The sequence below is a fragment of the Frankia sp. CeCAU1 genome (assembly GCF_977971845.1).
The window spans coordinates 24,359-43,323 of record NZ_CDWWXA010000026.1; the positions used below are offsets into that span (position 1 = coordinate 24,359).

Sequence of the window (18,965 nt, forward strand, 5' to 3'; positions counted from 1 at the left end):
AAATAACGACGGCCTGAGACCACGATGGGTTGCCTACAGCACTACGGGCCGGGGAACCGGCACGATGAAGGAGCCACCGCGCGCGGCGTACTCGGTCTGCTGGGCGATGATCTCCTTCTTCACGTTCCACGCCAGCAGCAGCAGGTAGTCGGGCTGCCGCTCCAGCAGGACGGCAGGATCGAGGATCGGCAACCGGGCGCCGGGCAGGTACCGGCCCTGCTTGTGGATGTTGCGGTCGACGACGAAATCGAGCAGGTCGGTACCGATGCCGCTGGAGTTCAGCAGGGTCGCTCCCTTGGCCGCCGCGCCGTAGGCGGCGATGGTCCTACCGTCGGCGCGCAGCGAGCGCAGCAACGCCACCAGCTCGTCCTGCACGGCGCGGACGTCGTCGCCGAAGCTGGCGTACCGGTCGAACGTGTCGAGCCCGGCAGCCCGCTCGGCGTCGAGCACCGCCGCCACCGACTCGGCCGGGTCCGCGGTGGCGGTGTGCTGCATGCTCCACCGCAGGGTGCCGCCGTGCAGCTCGGGGAACTCCTGGACGCCGACGAGCGCGAGGCCGTGCCGGCGCATCAGGGCGTCGACCGCGATCGTGGAGAAGTAGCAGAAGTGCTCGTGGTAGACCGTGTCGAACTCGGTGTGGGCCAGCAACGCGCCGACCCCGGGGTTCTCGACGTCGACGAGGCCGCCGTCGGCGAGCAGGATCGAGAAGCCCTCGACGAAGCTGTTGAGGTCCGGGACGTGGGCCATCACGTTGTTCGCTATGATCACATCGGCCTTGCGACCCTCCGCGACGAGCTGGCGGGCGAGCTCCGCGCCGAAGAACTCCTCGCGGGTCGGCACGCCCGCCTCCCGGGCGGCCGCGGCCGGGCCCGGGGTCGGCTCGATCCCGAGGACCGGGATGCCCCGCTCGACGAACGCCTTCAGCAGGTAGCCGTCGTTGCTGGCGACCTCGACCACCAGGCTGTCCGGCCCGAGGTTGCGGCTCGCGATCAGGTCGATCACGTGCTTCTCCGCGTGGCGGACGAGCATGTCGGAGAACGAGGAGAAGTAGGGATAGTCCTCGTCGAAGATCTCGGACGCCGGCAGCTCGTGGGTGAGCTGGACGAGTGCGCAGGCCTCGCAGAAGCCGACCTCAAGCGGGAACGACGGATCGGTCGCGTCGAGGGCGTCGGCGCGCACCAGGCGGTTGGCGATGGGGGTGGACCCCAGGGAGAGGAACAGGCGCGGGGCCGGTCCGCCGCAGGACCGGCAGGCGATTACCGCCGTGGCGATGCCGCCGGGAGCATCCTGCTTCTGGGTCGCCTGCTTCTGGGTCGCGTCGGCCTCGGCGGTGCCACTACCGCGCTGGGCCGGGGTTGCGGATGACATGCGTTCCCCTAGGTGAGGTGTCGACATCGATCTTCACGATCTGGTGGACGGGAATGGCTGTGCCAGTCGGCCGCGAGGCCGAACGAGAGGCCGAACGACATGATGACCGCACATCCGACCAGAAGGATGTGACGGTCCCGCGAACGACATGATCTTCGTGAAGCCGGGACGGGCCCGCCACGCCGCCGGGCGATCGCCGGCGAAGGCAGGAAGGAGAGCGCAGGCCCCGGGCATGCGGGCACCGGTCATCGGCCGGACACCCGCCACCCACCGCCGCAGCGGCGACCGCCGGACGAGCGCTCGTTTCCGTCGGCGAGATGCCACCGCCGGCACCCCTGACGGCAGCCCGATGATTTTCCGGCGAAGATCGGCGGTCATGGGTTCTGCGCACGCCGGGTCATGCTAGCCGGTGGGCACCACCCCCCACGTGACCCACAGTCGCCGAGAGGAAGCCGTGGCACCACCCCCCGACGCCGCCGAGCCGGCCCCGCCAGCCGTCCCGCCCGGCGGGTATCCGCGGCGTTGCAGGCGCTGTCGGCCGTCGGTCGACCGACTGTCGACCGACGGCCTCGTTCAGCCGGTCGGGGGAAAACCCGGTAATCTAACCCTCACGTCCGCGCCTGGTTGTCCAGCTGGCAAGACGTGGGATGCCTTCCAGCACCTGCCCCCGTTCGTGGGCAACACCCCACACCCCGCTCACTTTTCCCTGCCAGCATTGATTTTCACTGGTGGAGCGGGGGCCCGGCGGTCGACCGAACCGGGGACGACGGATTCAGGCCGTCGCGCCAACCCCGCCGGATGCGTGAGCTACATCACGTTGGATGCCGGGAGGGCCGGGTGGCGCGGCGTCGCCGGCCGGGCCTCCGGCCGGACCATCGCCGGCCAGCAGCGGCCAGGCACGGTCCTTGTCGGAGATCACCGAGACGGGCAGCGGCCAGACGATACCCAGCCGCGGGTCGTCGAAGCGCAGCCCACGGTCGTGTCCCGGCGTGAACGGGACGTTCATCTGATAGGTCGCCTCGGTGGACTCGACGAGCGTCTGGTACCCGTGCGCCAGGCCCGCGTCGATGAACAGCGCCCGATGGTTGTCGGCCGAGAGCTTCACCGCCACGTGCCGCAGGTAGGTCGGCGAGTCCGGGCGGGGATCGACGACGACGTCGAGCAGGGCGCCGCGGGTGCAGCGCACCAGCTTGGTCTCCCGCACCGGCTCCCCCGCCCAGTGCATCCCGCGGACGGTGCCCGCGGAGGCGTTGTAGGCCACGCTGCACTGGGCGACGTCGACCGTGAGCCCCGCGGCGGCGAACTCGTCGGCACAGAACGTGCGCGCGAACATGCCGCGGGCATCGGAGAACGGCTCGACATCGACGATCATCACCCCGGCGATCGGCGTCGGCGTAATGATCACGAGTGGGCCCAGAACAGGTCGGCGTCGAGCTGGCTGGTGCGGATCAGGTACTGAAGCTGCTTGAGCCGGGTGTGCCCGCGGCCGGTGAACGTCTCGTTGTCGAGCTGGATACGGGTGAAGACGTCGTGCAGCTGCTGGGCGCCCCTGAGCGCGTTCCAGTCGCAGGAGAAGCCGGGCAGGGTGGAGGCGATCTTGTCGAACGACACCCGGTAGCTGCGATTGTCACCGCCGTTGTCACCGAAGCTCAGCGTGCAGCCGGTGAACACCGTGGCGACCGCGTCCGCGATCTCCTTCACCTGGTAGTTCTGCTCGCTGTCGCCGACGTTGAAGATCTGGTTGTGCACGATGTCGCGCGGTGCGGTCAGCACCAGGCGGATCGCCTTCGCGATATCGAGCCCGTGGACCAGCGGACGCCACGGGGTGCCGTCCGAGGTCATCGCGATCTCGCCGGTAGTCCAGGCCACCCCGGCCAGGTTGTTGAGCACGATGTCGAAACGCTGCCGCGGGGAGGCGCCGTAGGCGGTGGCGTTGCGCAGGAAGGTCGGCGAGAAGGTGTCGTCCGCCAGCGGGGCGACGTCACGCTCCACGTAGACCTTGCACTCGGCGTAGGGGGTCTGCGGGTTCACCGGCGAGGCCTCGGTGACGTCCGCACCGGTCGCGACGCCGTAGACGCTGCAGGAGGACATGTAGACGAACCGTTCGACGCCGGCCTGCTTGGCCAGCTTCGCCAGCCGGACCGAGCCGACGTGGTTCACCTTGTACGTCACGTCCGGGGCGAGCGCGCCGAGCGGGTCGTTGGACAGCTCCGCCATGTGCACGACGGCGTCGACCCCCGCGAAGTCCTCGACCGTGAGATGGCGAAGGTCCTTGTCAAGGGTCAACGGGGTCCGGTCGACGCCGCGGTACAGCCAGCCGTACTTGTAGTAGCCGGTGTCCACGCCGATGACCTCATGGCCATCACGCAGCAGCTCGGGCGCGAGCAGGCACCCCAGATACCCCTCCGTGCCCGTCACGAGCACCTTCATCCGCGAGTCCTCCCCATCTCGGCAACGGCACAGGTCGGGTCCAATCGGACACCAGTGTTCCGGCCTCAAACCGTACCGAGTCGATCCCACGAGCCGGTCGCCGACATCCCGCAGTGGCGCGTAGGCAGTCTCAGCGCGCCGGCGGGCGCGTCACCCGGACGGTCTCAACGCCCCGGTGGGCGCATCACCCGCGCGGGAGCGGCGAAGACGGTCGAGCCCGCCGGCACGTCCGTCATCACGATCGAGCCCGGACCGATCCTGGCGTCGTCGCCGATGCTGATCGCCCCGATGAGGTTGACCCCGGGGGCGAGCTCGACCCGCTTGCCGACCTTCGGCACGTCCCGCGGGCCCGCCGTACCGCTCGCGTAGCCGATGGTCAGGTTGTGCCGCAGGGTGCAGTCGTCCCCGATCACGCAGTGCGGCGGGATGAGGATCGTCTGGTGATGGCCGATGTGGACCCGGCGGCCGATCCGCGCCTGCTCGTCGAGCTCGGCCCCGTACAGGTTACGGATGATCAATTTGTTGACCACCTTGTAGAAGACGGTCACGATCCCGCGGACGGGCTGGCTGCGGGTGCGCCGCCACTGCCCGATGCGATAGACGGCGAGCACGTGCAGCCCCGGGTGGGCGAACGATTTGTAGTGCCGGCGCCAGTCCTCCCGCAGGATCTCCCACAACCCGAGGTCGGAGGCATCCCGGGTGTCCTGGTCGCCGTCCGTCCCGGCTACCCGGGGGGACGGGGCGGCTGCAGGCTGATCGGCTCGGACGGCGCCGCTCCCTGCGGCGCCGCTCCCTGCGGCGCCGCTCCCTGCGGAGTCGCCGGACCCGCCGGACCCGAGAGGGGCACCGGGGCCGGGGCCGTTGACACGCTCGATCTCAGTGGACACCACTCAGCTCCTCGATGTGCTCACGCAGGTCACCGACGGTGGCGAAACTCGCGAGCCGTTCATCGGCGATCTGGATCGAGAACTCGCGTTCGACCGCGTAGATGAGGTTGATATGCGCGAGCGAGTCCCACCCCGGTACATCGGCGGCGGTCATTCCGTCGCTGATGACGAGGTCGTCGTCACTGAAGATCTCCCGGAAGATCTGTTGTAGTCGCTCCTGCACCATCAGCGAGGCACCTCTTCCATCTTGCGGTCCTGTGGCCGCGGCTGGGGGAACACCTGGGGAGACAGCCCGGCCACGACGCCGGACGGCTCGGCCACGACGACCCGGATGAGCCCAGGCGGCAGGTACGGCGACCGCGCATCACGGCTCCAGTACGTCGTCTCCGCCGCCGGGGTCGTGGCCGGCGCCGGGTCGACCCGCTCGAAACCGAGCCGTTCGTAGAGGCCGGCCACCAGAACGTTCTTCGCCGACGGCCGGTAGTGCCCGGTCACGCGGGCGAGGCCGCGGCGGCGGGCCTCGGCGAGAACAAGCGCGGCCACCTCGTCCTCGAGGGTCCGGCCGATCACCCGGCAGCTCATCAGCCAGGTGTCGATGTCCAGCGCGTCCGCCGACTCCACCGCGATGACCACGGCGACCAGCCCGTGGTCGGCGAACCGGTCGGCGAGCCGGACGCAGAACACCGCCGTGCCGGGATCGGCAGCCAGCCGCTCGATCTCGGCGGCGCCCCGGCGGCGACCGGTCAGGTTGAACTGGTTGGTCTTGCCGACCAACTGGGCGACCCGCGGCAGGGTCATGCCGTCGAGCGGGACCACGGTAGCGGTCATGTCCAGCCCGCGGTGGAAGTCCTCCAGCGAGGTCGCCGCCGCGGCGGCGGCAGCCGTCTCGGCCCGGGCCCGGTACGTGGCGGTGCGCGCGGCGTCCTCGGCCGTGAGGGCGGTGGCCTCGAAGAAGGGATAGTCCGCCAGCGCCCGGACGTAGCCGTGCGGATCGGCGGGCAGCGCCACGACGTCCACCCCGGGAACGAGTTGGCGGACGACCTCGCGCTCGGCCGGGTTGTCGTCAACGAAGACCAGCGCGTCGAGGCCGAGGCCGAGCGCGGCGGCGATCCGGCGGATCTGCGTCGGCTTGTCGTCCCAGCAGGCGCTGAACACCGCGATGTCATCGAGGCCGAGCCGCATCCCCGGATGACGCTCGAACGCCTCCCGGGCGTCGGCGTCGTTGTTCTTGGAACAGACGGCAAGCACGACCCCGCGGGCCTTCAACTCGGCGACGTATGTCTGGAACGCGGCGAACGCCTCCCCGACAGCGTCATCGCCGAGCGCGATGCCGGCCAGGCCCTCCTCCCCGAGCACACCGCCCCACAGAGTGTTGTCGAGGTCGAGGACCAGGCACTTCCGGCTCGTTCCCAGCTGGGCCCCAAGCACCGCGGCGGTGTGCCGGGCCAGCAGCGGCACCTGCGCGAGCGACACCGCCTGCTTGGACCGGTGCCAGTACCGCGCGTCGAACCAGGCACGCTTGCCCACGTCGGCGGCGAGCCGCTCGCAGTCGACGAAGGCGACCCCGTCGCCCCGCTCGCCGGACACCCGACCGAGTTCGGCGTTGACCCGCGCGAGCATCGTCGGCCGGGAGCCGGGAACCCGCAACGCCAGATGGCCGAGCGCGACCTCGCCGGGGATGGCGAAGGTGTGCTGGACGATCCGGGCCCCGCATCGATTTATGATCGTGTCCCACAGCGACGTCCAACGCCCGACCTCGGTGGCCACCGCGGCGGCCGGGTCGTCGGCGACCGCCGGCAGGGCGGTCTCCCCGGCGTGCACCGCGAGCACGACGATGTCGGGCCGGAACCGGTAGAGCTCACTCGCGGGGTCCAGGACCTCCTGGCGGTACTGCCCGTAGCCGCATTCGTAGACCTCGACGGCGACCCCGGCTCGCGCCGCGGCCAGCGGCAACAGCGCGGCGAACTGCGACGTCGTGTAACTGCCGAGCACGGCCACCCGCGCGGACCTCGGCAGCGGCGCGACCCGCGGCAGGACGCGGCGCAGCACGCCGGCAGCGGCCGACCAGGCACCGAGGTCGCTGCCGGCGTCGGTGAGCGCCAGGGCCCACCGCACGGCCCCGGCGTCGTCGCCGACCCGCTCGTGCGCGACGGCGAGATCACGGCACAGCGCCGCGGTCGGGATCTCACTCGTGGCGGCACGCGCGGTCAACTCGGCGATCCGCGGATGTTCCGGCGGTGACGCGACGCCCTCGCCGACGTCCGTGCCGACGTCCCTTCTGTCGGTCCTTCTGTCGGTCATTGCTGCGGCCCCTCTCGGTGCGACTCTTCGCGGCGCCCATACGCGGTTCCTCGGCACTCTACCGTCACGTAAGTGTTGGTAGGCGACGGAGCGACCATCAGGCCAGGGCGGCAACCAGGGACGCGAGGAGCGTGCCGCGGTCCGGTGGAGGTTGCGCGTCGACCGGGACCTGGACCGGGCCCGGGGAGGCGGTCACCCGGCAGAGCCACGCCCCACCGGACATCGGTCGTCTCCTGCGCCGTCGAAGGCACTGAAGCCGGGAAAACCACCTCGGGCCATCCGGACGAGCTATCTGCTTTGTAACAGTGGTCTGCATAGACCATGCAATGTGGAAAACTTCCTCAGACAGGGCGCGTAACCGGACACGATCAGCCACGCCCGCCGAGCGGCAGCCCCGGAGGCAGGACCCCCTCATGCACCACCGCGCCATGCCCGGCCTGCTGGTCGGCCTCGCGCTGCTGGTCGGCCTCGTGATGACGACCGCTCCGGCCGGCGCCGCCGTCCCGCCGCATGCGGCCGGGCCCGGCCCGGCTCCGATCGCGCCCGCCCGAGGCTCGCAGTGGTACCACGCTGTCCTGGGACTCGCCCAGGCGCACCGGATCAGCCAGGGCGCGGGCACGGTGGTGGCCGTCATCGACGGCGGGGTCGACGCCAGCCAACCCAAGTTGTGGGGTCAGCTGCTTCCCGGTACCGGCATCGGCCCCGGGGCGGCGCGGGACGGTTGGCGCGACGATGATCCGAACGGCCACGGCACCGCCATGGCGGGCATCATCGCCGGTCGCAACGACAACGGCCGGCCCGAGGTCCGCGGCATCGCCCCGGCCGCCAAGATCCTGCCCGTCTCGACCGGCGCCGAGGCGAACTCGGAGGAGGTCGCGATCGGCATCCGCCGGGCGGTCGACCTGGGCGCCGACGTCATCAACCTCTCCCTGGGCTCGGCGGGGACGGCGACCCCGGACGAGGAGAAAGCGGTCGGCTACGCCCTCGCGCACGACGTGGTGGTGGTCGCCTCGGCGGGGAACGTCGAGTCCGGCGACACCGCGATCAACTCCCCCGCCAGTATCCCGGGGGTGGTCGCGGTGACCGGATCGACGGCCGCTGGTGGTTTCTGGCGGGAATCGGCCCACGGGCCGCGGGCCGTCATCGCCGCGCCGGCCCCCGGTATCCGGGCCCCCGTCCCGACCCGGGTCTCCCCGGACGGCCTGGACACCGGGGGCGGCACCTCGAACTCCGCGGCGATCGTCGCGGGCGTTGTCGCCCTCATCCGGGCCGCCCAGCCGGACCTGGACGCACCCAACGTCATCGAGCGGCTCGTCTACACCGCGCGGGATGCGGGCTCTCCTGGCCGCGACGATGAGTTCGGCTTTGGCATCGTCGACCCCGTCGCGGCGCTGACCCGGGCCGTGCCGGTGGTCAGGAGCAATCCGCTGCTGTCGGCACCGACACGCTGGGGGGTGGGGGGGCCCGCGCCGGCCGCCGGCCGCATCATGCCCGGCGGCCAGGCCCGGGGATCCGCCGGCGACGCGACGACCCACGGGGCCGGCGCCACACTCACGAACACCGGTCCGATCGGCGCAGCCGGCCCAGGATCATCGAAACCCTCGCCACTGGTCTGGACCGCCGGGCTCGGGATTGCGGCCTCGCTGGGCGTCCTGCTCGGGATCGTGACACATCTGCTGTACGCCTGGCAGCGCGCGACGCGGGCGGGACCGGGCCGCACGGGCAGCCGCGTCCGCCCGAGCTCCCCTACCGGGTGATCTCGCCGTGACACGGTGGACCGGCGCGCCACTTCTACCATGGTCCCATGACACATGCGCTCCTGGACGAGCTGTCCTGGCGTGGACTCCTCCACGACAGCACCGATCCCGCCGAACTGCGGGAGCACCTCGACAGCGGACGGCGGCGCTGCTACATCGGCTTCGACCCGACGGCCCCCTCGCTGACGATCGGCAACCTGCTGCCGATGACCCTGCTGATCCGGGCCGCACGGGCGGGGATCGGCGCGGTCACCCTGTTCGGCGGTGGCACAGGTCTGATCGGCGACCCGTCGGGCAAGTCGGTGGAACGCAGCCTGCTCACCGCCCAGGAGGTACGGACGAACATGCTCGGACAACAGGAGATCATGGAGTCCGTCTTCGCCCGGGCCTTGGACTCCGGCCAGCTCCCGCAGTTCGTCGACAACGCCGACTGGCTCGACGGACTCGGAATGATCGAATTTTTGCGGGACGTCGGCAGGCACTTCCCCGTCACCGAGATGGTCCGCCGTGACTCGGTGCGCCGGCGGCTGGACGATCCCGACGTCGGCCTGACCTACACCGAGTTCAGCTACTCCCTGCTCCAGGCGTACGACTTCCGCCGCCTGTGCGAGGACCACGGGGTCACCCTCCAGATGGGCGCCTCCGACCAGTGGGGCAACATCGTCGCCGGGATCGACTACGTGCGACGGGTGCTGCGCACCCAGGTACACGGGCTGACCTGCCCGCTGCTGCTGCGTTCGGACGGCACGAAGTTCGGCAAGTCGGAGAAGGGTGCGGTCTGGCTCTCGGCCGACCGCACCTCGCCATACACCCTGTACCAGTTCGTGATCAATCTGTCCGACGACGAGGCACACCGGTTCGCCCTGTTCTTCTCGCTCATCGACCGTGAGCCGCTGGAGCGGCTGTTCGCCGAGCACGCCGAGGCTCCGGGTAAGCGGGCGTTGCAGCGTCGCCTGGCGCGGGAGATCACCGCACTGGTGCACGGTCAGGCCGCGGTCGACGCGGCCGAGGCGGCGTCGGCGGCGTTGTTCAGCGGGGACGTGAAGGCGATCGGCGCGGATCTGCTCTCCGACGTCTTCGCCGACGTACCCACGGTCGAGGAGCCGGCCGCCCGGCTCGAGGATGACGGCTGGCCGGTTGTCGATCTGCTGATCGCCACCGGCCTCGCCAGCAGCAAGCGGGATGCGCGCGAGCACCTGGGCAACCATGCGGTCCTGGTGAACGGGGAACGGGTCGGCGTGGAAGCCACCGTCGGGACCAAGGATCTGCTGCACGGCTCGGTCATCCTGGTCCGCCGCGGTCGCCGGGAATGGCGGGTAGCCCGCTTCACCTGAGCCCGGGACCAGCGAGCCCGGGACCAGCGAGCCCGGGACCACCGAGTTCACTGTTCACTTCCCCGCCTGGCCAGAGGGACGAATCGAACAAACAGCCCACTGAACAGGCAGGGAACGAACGAGGAACGGGCGCGGCTACTGGGCCGGCGGTCCGACCAGCAGGCCCTTGATATATGCGGCGTGCTCGTCGGCCACTGCCTTCCTGCCCCGGGCCCGAGAGAGCACCGTACGCCCGGCGTAGCCGGCGACGAGCATCGAGCGCATCACGTTCACCCGAGCCGGCGCATTGTGCTTACGCAGATAACGCACCATGGACGCACCGCGCATCTGCAGCATCCATGTCTTACCGGCCCCGGAACCTCCCGCCCCGTGGGGTACCAGCAGATCGGTGCGCAGCTTCTGCCGCAGCCCCGCCTCACGGATCGCCCGGCCGAGCGCCATGTCCTCGTTGTAGACGTAGAACGTCTCATCAAAGGCGCCCAGTTCGAGGAAGGTGGACCGGCGGACGGCCATGCAGGCGCCGGTCAGCCACTCGGGGTTCATCGGGCGGCCCGGTGTCGGCCGGGCGAACAGCGCCGAGCTCGGCGCCACCTTGTGCGCTCCCAGCACGTGCAGCAGCACCCGGCGAGGCGTCGGCTCCCAGCCGCCGTTACCGAGCTCGGGCTTGTCGTCGTGCCCCTTCATGGTGGCCGCGCTGGTCACCAGTTCGGGATCGGCGATGAGGTCGTCGACCAGCGTGTCGATGACCTCCACGGTGGGCCGGCTGTCCGGGTTGCCGAGCACCACGTACTCGTAGCGCGACGAACGGATGCCCATGTTGGCGGCCTTCGCGAATCCCTTGCCGCCACCGGAGTCGAGGTAACGGCTGTTGGGCCGGTCCGCGATCAGCTCGTCAACGCGGTCGACGCCCTCCGCGTTATCGATGATCACAACCGGCATGTCCAACGGAAGGGTCGCGAAGAGCTGCTCGAGCTGGCCACGGCTGTGAAAACTGACCAGTACCAGCTCGTACTGCCACCTGGACCGGTTGGGCTTCTCGACGGACATGGCGGCACGCTCCTCACTGCGTGTGCTGACGCGCACTCAGGTGGATATCCACGCCTCGTGCGGTGTTGCGGTGTTGCGGTGTTGCGCCACACGGTATTCCCGCCCCATGGCGGGTGGTATTTCGATAGGCGTAGCCGGTGACGGACCGCGGTGGGTTCTCCGGTCGAGGCCGGTCCCGGCCGGCGTCAGCGGCGTCAGTTGCCGGAGTAGGTGAGTTGCCGGAGTAGGTCGGTTGCCGGAGTAGGTCAGTTGCCGGCCGGGGCCAGCTCGGTCGGCGGGCCAGGCGGCGTCGTCTGCCCCGGTGGCAGGACCGACCCCGGGGGCGCCGGTGACGTCGCGGAGGCCACGGCGGGCCGCTCCGGCTTGGGCCAGACGGCGGGCCGGTCCCGGGCCACAAAACGCCGCACCCCGCCGAGCGCGACGGCCTGCAGGAAGAAGACCTGCGCGACCAGGCGGGTCGGGCCGGGCGGCGTGCGCCCGGTCAGCAGCGCCGCGGTACTCACAGCGCCGACGGCGTTGCCGGCCAGGAACAGCCGGGCGATCCAGCTCCGGCGGGCGGCCGGGAGGGCGAGCCCCACCAGGACAACCTGCGCCAACGGGCCGAATGACGAGCGGACCAGCCGGTGGCCCCACAGTTGCGGGGTGACCGGCAGCGCGCCGGGCACCAGCGCCGCCCGGCGCCGCCAGAGCATGTCGAGGTTGCCAGCGACGATCCGGGTCCGCCGCTCCCACTCCGCCGAGTAGTCCGGGCTCGACGACTCGATCGAGTACGCCTCGGGTTCGTAGACGACCCGCAGCCCCCCTTCGAGGATGTCGAGAGCCAGCCAGGCATCGTCGACGGCCACGTCCGCGGGCAGGGGCCGAAACGCCTGGCGGCGGAAGGCCAGCATCTCGCCGACCACGCCGATGGTCGCGCCGGTCGCCGACTCGCAGCGCTTCAGCCAGGACTCGAACTTCCAGTAGAAGCCCTGGGCTCCGTCGGGATCGTCAACCTGCTTCTCCCCCGCCACCGCGCCGACCGTCTCGTCGGTGAAATGACGGGCGGCTGCCCGCAGGGCACCGGGCGCGAGCACAGCGTTCGCATCGGTGAGCACCACGAGCTCGTGGGTGGCGGCGGCGACTCCCCGGTTGACCGCCCGCGCCTTGCCGAGGCGTTCCCCGGACGACAGCACCCGCACGCCGGGCCGGCGCGAGGCCTCGGCCGTCTCCGGATCGTCGGCCACGACGATGATCTCCATCGGCCCGGGATAGTCCGTGCGGGTGAGTTCATCCAGTTTCGCCCCGATCACCGCCGACTCCCGATAGGCGGAGACGACCACGCTCAGTCCCGGCCAGATCTCAGGGTCCGGCGGTGCCGTCGACTCCAGACCACGGCTGCGCAATCCGATATAGATCGGATACAAGACGTGACCGTAAACGGTTGTGGCTCCCAGCGCCGCCACGGCGGCACCTCGACCGATGGTCCGGACACCTGTCATGGCGGTTACCGTAGCGTTCCGCCGGTCAGCCACAACCAACGGCTCCGTCCTTTGCGGTACGGCGCCATTGACGCCATGACGCCGCGCAGCCGTGGCACCCGCACCGCGCCAAAGTCGTCCCGCGGAATCGGATGGACCCCCGGCGGACCTGCGCGCACCTCGACCCCACCCTCACCTCACGACACTCTTTGTCATCTACCTGGAACTGTTGTCATCTACCTGGAACTGTCCGCGACACCCCGCGCGAGTACCGAGCCCGCAGTCGTTACCCGACCCCACGGTCGTTACAGTTGTCCGGTGAGCGACTCCACGCGCTGGATCGTCGTTGTCGAGGAACCGTTTCTCCCGGTGGACGCGGGCGGCCGGGTGGAGACCTTCAGCTTCCTCACCGCGGCTTCCGCGGCCGGCGTTCGGATGCAGGTCCTGGTGCCTTCCCGGGAGAACCTGGATATCGCCGTGTACGAGGAGGCCGTGCCGGGTTCGGCCGTCATCCGGCTGCCTCGTGACGACAGCCCACGGGCACACCTGACGGCCCGGCCATTCATGCACGCATCCCGGCCGGTCGGTCCGTTGCGCCGCGCGCTGGAGTCGACACCGCCACGAGCCGACGCCGTGATCAGTTACAGCTGCCGGACGTCGCATCTCGGCGAGGAGGTCGCCCGGATCTGGAAGCTGCCGCATCTGGTGCGCGCGCACAACGTCGACTCGGAGTTCTTCCGGGTGCTGGCCCGCAACAGCTCGGGGCCGCGCGCCGTCGCCTACGAGCTGGAGTATCACAAACTGCGGCTGGCGGAGCTTTCGATGCACCACTCTCCGCTCATCACCTGCATCGCGGACATCTCGCTGGAAGACCACAACTGGCGGCGTACGCGGGCGAGCATCCCAACGTTCCACCTGCCGCCGTTCCTGCCCGTCGGCGCCCTCACCGCACCGACGGGCACCGGGTCGGCCGGCACCGGGTCGGCCGGCACCGGGTCGGCCGGCACCGGGTCGGCCCCGCCGGGCCGGAAGCCGGCGCCTCGGGACAGCGCCGGCAAAAAGCTGATCTTTGTCGGCTCGCTGGACACCCCGACCAACATCGAAGCCCTGCGCTGGTTCCTCGGCGGCTGCTGGCCGACGATCCGGGTCCGCCATCCCGACGCGACCTTCCAGGTGGTGGGGCGGCGTCCGGAGGAGGGCCTGGCGGCATGGCTCGGTGGCTTCGAGGGCGTGGAGTTGCACACCGACGTGCCGAGCGTCGCCGGTTACCTCGCCACCGCCACCCTGTCGGTGAACCCGATGCGTTCGGGATCCGGCGTGAACATCAAGGCGATCGAGGCAATGGCGGCGGGAACGCCGGTCGTGAGCACACCCACCGGCAGCCGCGGCCTCGGCTGGATGCCCGGTACCCACCTGCTCGTCGCCGAGGACGCGGGCGCCTTCGCCGACGCCGCCTGCAGCCTGCTGGAACAGCCCTGGAAGGCTGCCGAGATCGGAACAGCCGGCCAGGCCTACGTGCTACAGGAACTCGACCACACGGCGCTCATCGGTCGCATCCAGGAACATCTGACGCCAGCCTGAGTCCCTGCCCGCCGGCCCATCTCCCGCCGGGCCTCACCGAGCCGACGGAGCAGACCGGTGGACGGGAGACCGGTGGACGGGAGACCGGTGGACGGGAGACCGGTGGACGGGAGGCATATCAGAAGGTGAGCATCACCTTACGGGCGTCGAACGCCTCCGCGTAGCGCGCCCCGCACTCGACGCCACGCAGCCGCAGGGTCGCGCGGAAGGTCTCGTCGTCGAACCAGGCGCGGTCCTGCTGGCTGCGGAAATGACGTTTGAGATGATCGAGTTTCGCCCCGACCGTTTCCTCGAGGATCGGGACGTACAGGCTGGGGGACAGCCGGTCAGCCTCCCATTTCGGGATCTCGTAGCCGAGGATGAGCGCCCCGCGAAAGGCCTGCCACGCCAGCTCGCCGAGCACCCGGTGATCCTGGTGGGCATCCGCGAGCGCCGGGGCGAACACGATGTCCGGGGTGACCTGGCGGGCGATCTGCAGCAGGACCTCCTTGACCCCGCTCCACTCCCGCGGGAGGAAACCGTCCCGGACCTCGTGCAGGTGCAGCGAACCGAGCGAGGAGCCGAGCAGTTCACGCGCGCTCTCCTCCGCCTCCGAGCCGCGCTCGCCCTCGCCCGAGAAGACCACCCAGTGCACGGTGGCCTCCGGATGGGCGGCCAGCAACTGCATGATCGTGGCAGCGGCGCCGATCTCCACGTCGTCCGCATGTGCCCCGAGGGCCACGACGCTGTACGCCCGACCATCGGCCGGCGGGCCCGCCGTCAACGCCAGCATCCGGCACTCCTCCGCGCTCGCTCGCCCTTCCTCTCCCCCTCATGCCAGTGCACGAAGCCTCCGCTCCCCGGTTCCCCGACAACCGGCCATGCCGTTGACCTTTCGCATCCATGACAACACTTGAAGTAGCCAAGCATCCGGAGTGTCCGCCGGACCGGCAGAAACACGCGGCGTCCGTCGAGCGGTTCAGAGCAACGCGTGATAGCGGTTCTGCGCGGGCTCCAGACCGTCGGCGATGAGCATCTCGACCGAGTCGGCCGCGTGTTCGAGCAGGAGGGGCAGCTCACGGCGTTCGGTCGAAGTGAAGTCCCGCAACACGAAGTCGGCCGGATCCATCCGGCCGGGCGGACGGCCGATACCGACCCGGACCCGCAGATAGTCCCGCGTCCCGAGCGCTGAGGAGATGGACCGCAGACCGTTGTGGCCGTTGTCCCCACCGCCGCGTTTGAGCCGCACGGCCCCGAAGGGGATGTCAAGCTCATCGTGCACCACGATGAGTCGGGAGACCTCGACCTTGTAGAAGCTCCGGGCCGCCGCGACAGGACCGCCGGAGAGATTCATGAAGGAGAGCGGACGAGCGAGGACCGCCCGCGCCCCGGCCAGGCGGGTCTCCGCGACATCGGCCCGGGAACGGTGCGACTTCAGCCGCGACCCGGTCCGCTCGGCGAGCAGGTCCACGACCATGAAGCCGGCGTTGTGCCGATTGCCGGCATAGGCCGGTCCGGGATTGCCGAGACCGGCGACGAGCCAGGGCCCATCGCCGGCCGGAGTGATCATCATCGGCAGACGGCATCGGCGATGGAGCGGATCCGCCTAGACGGACGCGCTCGCGACGCCGGCTTCCTCCGCCACCGGAGTCTCGCCGAGCGAGGCCTCCTGCTGGGCGTTCGTCCGCTTGGCCAGGCACTGCACGACGACCAGGTCGGGATCGGCGTCGAGCTCGGAGCCTGCCGGCAGCACCAGCTGGCGGGCGAGAATGCTCGTACCTGGCTCGAGCCCGGTGATATCGACCTCGATCGGGCCGGGCAGCCGGGTGGCGTCGGCCTTCACCGCGATCGTGGTGACCTGCTGGTCGACCAGGGTGTCCGGGTGTGGTTCCCCGATCACCTGCACGGGGATGTCAGCCACGACCTTCTCGCCCCGGGCCACGAGCACGAGGTCGATGTGCTCGAAGCTGCCCTTGATCGGGTGGCGCTGGACGTCCTTCGCGAGCGCGAGTTCGGTCCCCTCGGCCAGTTCGAGCGTCAACAGGACGTTCGTGCCGGCGTCGGTCTTGAAGGCGTGGAGGAGGTCATGTGCGGGCAGCGCGATGTGACGCGGCGGCTTACCGTGACCATAGAGAACAGCCGGGACCTTGCCGGCCCGACGGGTGCGACGAGCCCCGCCCTTACCGAACTCGGTGCGCGGCTCCGCGGCGATGCGGACCTCGGACATGGCGGCGCTCATCCTTTCCTGAACTGGGGATCCGGCGCCGGAGGGCGGTGGAACCACCGCGGCGCGGTCCTTCACAGTACCGGACGCGCCATGGCATGGGGGAAACGACCCCGTTCTGTCAAGCCCCTGGGTGCGTCGCGGCCTTGGTCACCCTGCCCGGTCACACCGGGCCGCACCTCAGCGCACCCGCGGCCGGATGGTGGCAGCGGGGCGGACCTCCACCTTGGCGGGTAGCCGCGGACGACCGACCGCGGTCCGGGCTCGATGGAGTACCGGGCCACGGATGTCGTCGAGCACGCCGGCGACCCCCGGCCCCGGGACAACGGTGACCGCGATCTCCAGCACGGGTTCCCGCCTGCCGCGCAGCACCGCCCGCACCGCCTCGACGCCCGCGATCCCGAGCACGTCGTCCTCGACGGCGTCGGTCAGTGCCGCGGCGGACAAATGGACAGCGCCGAGCGCATCACCCGTCACGTAGAGTCCACGACGCCGCGCCGCCAGCGCCGTCTGCGCCCGAAGCCACCCGAGGGCAAGCAGGACGACCAGCCCGGAACCGATCCCCACGACGAGCCAGAACCAGGCGTGGGAGGTCGGGTAGGAACGGGTGTCGGCGTCGAGCACCGCCTCGTCGGCGACGTCGTTTCCGAACGCACCGGCCCCCACCAGCAACGCGAGAACACCGGCCGCGAGGCAGAGCAACCCGACTCCGACCAGGGCGACCCGGTTGAGGCGGTCGGGCGGCGGCTCGGACAGCCCAGCCGGCCTCCCGCCGGGCTCCGCGGGTACCCCGCCACCCGCCGGGCGGCCCTCGGCGGCCTGCCCGCCCACTGCCCGCGTCTCGGTCATGCCGCACCGCCACCGGCCCGGCCCGCCCCGTTGACGGTCCGGTCCGCGGCCGGCGGGGTCGCCTGGATGCGCAGCTCGAGCGGCTCAGCCAGCTCGAAGGAGACAAGCGTAGAGGCCAGGACGGCACCCGCGCGCTCCCGCGCGCCACCGGCGGCACGCTGCCGAAGGCGCAGGCGGACGTCGGCGGTCCGGTCACGGACCCGAACCCGGGCGGCCCGCACCCCGTCGACGGTCAGGGCTGCGGAGCGCAGCGCCCACGCAACCCCTCGCCGCTCGACGAAGACAATGGTCTGCGCGCAGCTGCGCCGCACGGCGAGTCGGGACGGTGTTCCGCGCCACGCTCCGAGCCAGATCAGCAGCAGGCCGACCAGAACGCAGATCCCCGCGGCCAGTCGGACTGGCCCGGAGGACCAGGCCGTGTCCGCCAGGTCGTCCGCCCACGCCGGCCAGTCGACCACGACGTAGCCCCTGCCACCACCGGCCGCGGCCACGATCTCGATGACGGTGATGCCCCCGACGGCCACGATCAGCGCGGCGAGCAGTCCGGCAACGATCCTGCGCCCCACCCGCACGGCACCCTCCCCTCACCGAGCCCAACCTTGTCTGTTACCCGTGGTCTGTTACCCGTGGTCTGAACGCGAACCGGAGGGACAGAAGAGGGCCGCTACCCATCGGAGGGCAGCGACGGGATATCGATGTCCAGGTGTGCCACGCGCACACCCGTGAGCGCCGCGACCCGGTCCCGCACCTCGCACCGGACCAGCTCGGCCGTCTCCGTGACCGGGATCGGGTAACGCACGGAGAACGACATCGTCAGTCGGGCGGTGGCTCCCTCCATCTTCGCCGAGACCCGTGGCCGCCCGGCACGCCCACGACGCCGCGCGCCGCCACGGCGCGGGAATCCGCGTGGCGGTCCGGTAACGCCGACGACATCCGCCGCCGCCATGGCCGCGATCTTCTCGACAACCCGGTCCGCCACCCGCAGGGAACCGGCCCCCGCCCGCCTACCCGCGGGACGGCCCGGTCGCGCACGCTCCCTCTCGTTCACCGCCGCCCCCGACGCCGGTCACCGCCCACATAACGGGTGATATCGAGATCACCATCCACCACCTTGCCGATGACCAGCCCTATCGCACCGAAGACCAGCACGATCAGAAACTCGCTGAAGCCCCCGAAGGCGAGGGCGAGTCCGGCGATCAGACCGATGATCAGGCCAAGCGCGCTCGATCGCATGTGGCTCTTCCCCTTTCCTGGCCCGTCCAGCCCGGCCCGTCCAGCCCGGCCGCAGTACCCGGTCCGCCCCTCTGGACCGGCAGATCGAGGGGCATCCCGCGTGATCGTCACATGGAACCGAGCCCGGGGTGCGGTCCCGCGGACCCGGTGTCGCCTCAGCGCACCCGAGGACCACGGCCGGGGCCGAACCGCGCCCGGCGGTGCGACCACCACCGGCGCGTGGAGGCGGAACACCGGCGCCCGCGACCGCGAACCCAGGCGAACAGGATGTCCGCGGCGGTGGGCCGGTGATGGGTGGTGAGGCGAACACCCGGAACACCCGGAACACCCGGCCGGTCCGGCCCATCCGGCGCGGATCGCAGGGCCCGCAGGCCGGCGGCGAACGCCTGTGGATCACCTCCCCGATCCGGATGGTGCGTGCGGATGAACGCGCGGATCTCGGCTCTGCGTCGGGCGGCGTCGGGCTGGCGTCGGGATGACTCCTGCCGCCGATCGGAGGTCACGGCGCCCCCATCCCC

20 protein-coding genes are annotated in these 18,965 nt (G+C 70.8%); 3 read left to right on the plus strand and 17 right to left on the minus strand.

Annotated features, from left to right (window positions below):
* Window positions 1–33: 33 nt before the first annotated feature.
* The 7 genes from AC08OO_RS07340 to AC08OO_RS07370 form a co-directional block, all read right to left on the minus strand.
* Window positions 34–1,368: a methyltransferase domain-containing protein gene (locus tag AC08OO_RS07340; protein WP_476607294.1), complete on the minus strand. Its 1,335-nt coding sequence runs from the start codon at window positions 1,366–1,368 to the stop codon at window positions 34–36.
* Window positions 1,369–2,140: 772 nt separating this feature from the next.
* Entirely contained in the window at window positions 2,141–2,773 is a 633-nt protein-coding gene (locus AC08OO_RS07345) for a dTDP-4-dehydrorhamnose 3,5-epimerase family protein (protein ID WP_476607295.1), read from the minus strand.
* Window positions 2,770–3,798: an NAD-dependent epimerase/dehydratase family protein gene (locus AC08OO_RS07350; RefSeq protein ID WP_476609298.1), complete on the minus strand. Its 1,029-nt coding sequence runs from the start codon at window positions 3,796–3,798 to the stop codon at window positions 2,770–2,772. The genes AC08OO_RS07345 and AC08OO_RS07350 overlap by 4 nt, the downstream gene beginning before the upstream one ends.
* Window positions 3,799–3,962: 164 nt before the next feature.
* Complete coding sequence (locus tag AC08OO_RS07355; RefSeq protein WP_476618354.1) at window positions 3,963–4,685, minus strand: serine O-acetyltransferase; 723 nt, start codon at window positions 4,683–4,685, stop codon at window positions 3,963–3,965.
* Window positions 4,675–4,911 (minus strand): acyl carrier protein, encoded by a 237-nt coding sequence (locus tag AC08OO_RS07360; protein WP_011438317.1) that lies wholly within the window; start codon window positions 4,909–4,911, stop codon window positions 4,675–4,677. Before AC08OO_RS07360 ends, AC08OO_RS07355 begins: the two co-directional genes overlap by 11 nt.
* Window positions 4,911–6,986, minus strand: coding sequence for an HAD-IIIC family phosphatase (locus AC08OO_RS07365; protein ID WP_476609296.1), 2,076 nt, complete (start codon window positions 6,984–6,986; stop codon window positions 4,911–4,913). Before AC08OO_RS07365 ends, AC08OO_RS07360 begins: the two co-directional genes overlap by 1 nt.
* Window positions 6,987–7,083: 97 nt before the next feature.
* The gene (locus tag AC08OO_RS07370; protein ID WP_476607299.1) at window positions 7,084–7,209 is read right to left on the minus strand and encodes a hypothetical protein; all 126 of its coding nucleotides are present in this window, start codon (window positions 7,207–7,209) and stop codon (window positions 7,084–7,086) included.
* A 190-nt stretch (window positions 7,210–7,399) separates the two neighbouring features.
* Between AC08OO_RS07370 and AC08OO_RS07375 the strand changes: the two genes are divergently transcribed.
* Window positions 7,400–8,743: a S8 family serine peptidase gene (locus tag AC08OO_RS07375; RefSeq protein WP_476618355.1), complete on the plus strand. Its 1,344-nt coding sequence runs from the start codon at window positions 7,400–7,402 to the stop codon at window positions 8,741–8,743.
* Window positions 8,744–8,790: 47 nt separating this feature from the next.
* On the plus strand, window positions 8,791–10,077 hold the full coding sequence (tyrS, locus tag AC08OO_RS07380; protein WP_476609294.1) for a tyrosine--tRNA ligase: 1,287 nt from the start codon (window positions 8,791–8,793) through the stop codon (window positions 10,075–10,077).
* A 135-nt stretch (window positions 10,078–10,212) separates the two neighbouring features.
* On the opposite strand, the gene AC08OO_RS07385 is transcribed toward tyrS, so the two are convergent.
* Window positions 10,213–11,124, minus strand: a complete 912-nt coding sequence (locus AC08OO_RS07385; RefSeq protein ID WP_476609293.1) for a glycosyltransferase — start codon at window positions 11,122–11,124, stop codon at window positions 10,213–10,215.
* A gap of 245 nt (window positions 11,125–11,369) precedes the next feature.
* Entirely contained in the window at window positions 11,370–12,602 is a 1,233-nt protein-coding gene (locus AC08OO_RS07390; RefSeq protein WP_476609292.1) for a glycosyltransferase family 2 protein, read from the minus strand.
* Between the two features lie 297 nt (window positions 12,603–12,899).
* Between AC08OO_RS07390 and AC08OO_RS07395 the strand changes: the two genes are divergently transcribed.
* On the plus strand, window positions 12,900–14,162 hold the full coding sequence (locus AC08OO_RS07395; RefSeq protein ID WP_476618356.1) for a glycosyltransferase: 1,263 nt from the start codon (window positions 12,900–12,902) through the stop codon (window positions 14,160–14,162).
* A 118-nt stretch (window positions 14,163–14,280) separates the two neighbouring features.
* Here the strand turns inward: AC08OO_RS07395 and AC08OO_RS07400 are convergent, their stop codons facing one another.
* The 8 genes from AC08OO_RS07400 to AC08OO_RS07435 all read right to left on the minus strand — a co-directional run.
* Complete coding sequence (locus AC08OO_RS07400; RefSeq protein ID WP_476609290.1) at window positions 14,281–14,934, minus strand: PIG-L deacetylase family protein; 654 nt, start codon at window positions 14,932–14,934, stop codon at window positions 14,281–14,283.
* A 186-nt stretch (window positions 14,935–15,120) separates the two neighbouring features.
* The gene (gene pth / locus AC08OO_RS07405) at window positions 15,121–15,711 is read right to left on the minus strand and encodes an aminoacyl-tRNA hydrolase (RefSeq protein WP_476609310.1); all 591 of its coding nucleotides are present in this window, start codon (window positions 15,709–15,711) and stop codon (window positions 15,121–15,123) included.
* 36 nt (window positions 15,712–15,747) lie between these two features.
* Window positions 15,748–16,368, minus strand: coding sequence for a 50S ribosomal protein L25/general stress protein Ctc (locus tag AC08OO_RS07410; RefSeq protein ID WP_035732506.1), 621 nt, complete (start codon window positions 16,366–16,368; stop codon window positions 15,748–15,750).
* 177 nt (window positions 16,369–16,545) lie between these two features.
* Complete coding sequence (locus AC08OO_RS07415) at window positions 16,546–17,214, minus strand: Asp23/Gls24 family envelope stress response protein (RefSeq protein WP_476609289.1); 669 nt, start codon at window positions 17,212–17,214, stop codon at window positions 16,546–16,548.
* A complete protein-coding gene (locus AC08OO_RS07420; RefSeq protein ID WP_476618357.1) occupies window positions 17,211–17,780 on the minus strand; it encodes a DUF6286 domain-containing protein in 570 nt (189 codons plus the stop codon). Before AC08OO_RS07420 ends, AC08OO_RS07415 begins: the two co-directional genes overlap by 4 nt.
* A gap of 98 nt (window positions 17,781–17,878) precedes the next feature.
* Entirely contained in the window at window positions 17,879–18,262 is a 384-nt protein-coding gene (locus tag AC08OO_RS07425; RefSeq protein WP_476607058.1) for an Asp23/Gls24 family envelope stress response protein, read from the minus strand.
* Window positions 18,259–18,447, minus strand: coding sequence for a DUF2273 domain-containing protein (locus AC08OO_RS07430; RefSeq protein WP_035732549.1), 189 nt, complete (start codon window positions 18,445–18,447; stop codon window positions 18,259–18,261). Before AC08OO_RS07430 ends, AC08OO_RS07425 begins: the two co-directional genes overlap by 4 nt.
* A 155-nt stretch (window positions 18,448–18,602) precedes the next feature.
* A partial coding sequence (locus tag AC08OO_RS07435; protein ID WP_476618358.1) for a GTP-binding protein occupies window positions 18,603–18,965 on the minus strand: 363 nt, incomplete at its 5' end.

Excerpts from the sequence above, each read along its gene's own strand:
- tyrS (WP_476609294.1), top strand. The coding sequence starts at position 8,791 with ATGACACATGCGCTCCTGGACGAGCTGTCCTGGCGTGGACTCCTCCAC.
- AC08OO_RS07430 (WP_035732549.1), bottom strand. The coding sequence starts at position 18,447 with ATGCGATCGAGCGCGCTTGGCCTGATCATCGGTCTGATCGCCGGACTC.
- AC08OO_RS07415 (WP_476609289.1), bottom strand. The coding sequence starts at position 17,214 with ATGACCGAGACGCGGGCAGTGGGCGGGCAGGCCGCCGAGGGCCGCCCG.
- pth (WP_476609310.1), bottom strand. The coding sequence starts at position 15,711 with ATGATCACTCCGGCCGGCGATGGGCCCTGGCTCGTCGCCGGTCTCGGC.
- AC08OO_RS07365 (WP_476609296.1), bottom strand. The coding sequence starts at position 6,986 with ATGACCGACAGAAGGACCGACAGAAGGGACGTCGGCACGGACGTCGGC.
- AC08OO_RS07370 (WP_476607299.1), bottom strand. The coding sequence starts at position 7,209 with ATGTCCGGTGGGGCGTGGCTCTGCCGGGTGACCGCCTCCCCGGGCCCG.
- AC08OO_RS07340 (WP_476607294.1), bottom strand. The coding sequence starts at position 1,368 with ATGTCATCCGCAACCCCGGCCCAGCGCGGTAGTGGCACCGCCGAGGCC.
- AC08OO_RS07400 (WP_476609290.1), bottom strand. The coding sequence starts at position 14,934 with ATGCTGGCGTTGACGGCGGGCCCGCCGGCCGATGGTCGGGCGTACAGC.
- AC08OO_RS07390 (WP_476609292.1), bottom strand. The coding sequence starts at position 12,602 with ATGACAGGTGTCCGGACCATCGGTCGAGGTGCCGCCGTGGCGGCGCTG.
- AC08OO_RS07350 (WP_476609298.1), bottom strand. The coding sequence starts at position 3,798 with ATGAAGGTGCTCGTGACGGGCACGGAGGGGTATCTGGGGTGCCTGCTC.
- AC08OO_RS07375 (WP_476618355.1), top strand. The coding sequence starts at position 7,400 with ATGCACCACCGCGCCATGCCCGGCCTGCTGGTCGGCCTCGCGCTGCTG.
- AC08OO_RS07410 (WP_035732506.1), bottom strand. The coding sequence starts at position 16,368 with ATGTCCGAGGTCCGCATCGCCGCGGAGCCGCGCACCGAGTTCGGTAAG.
- AC08OO_RS07385 (WP_476609293.1), bottom strand. The coding sequence starts at position 11,124 with ATGTCCGTCGAGAAGCCCAACCGGTCCAGGTGGCAGTACGAGCTGGTA.
- AC08OO_RS07360 (WP_011438317.1), bottom strand. The coding sequence starts at position 4,911 with ATGGTGCAGGAGCGACTACAACAGATCTTCCGGGAGATCTTCAGTGAC.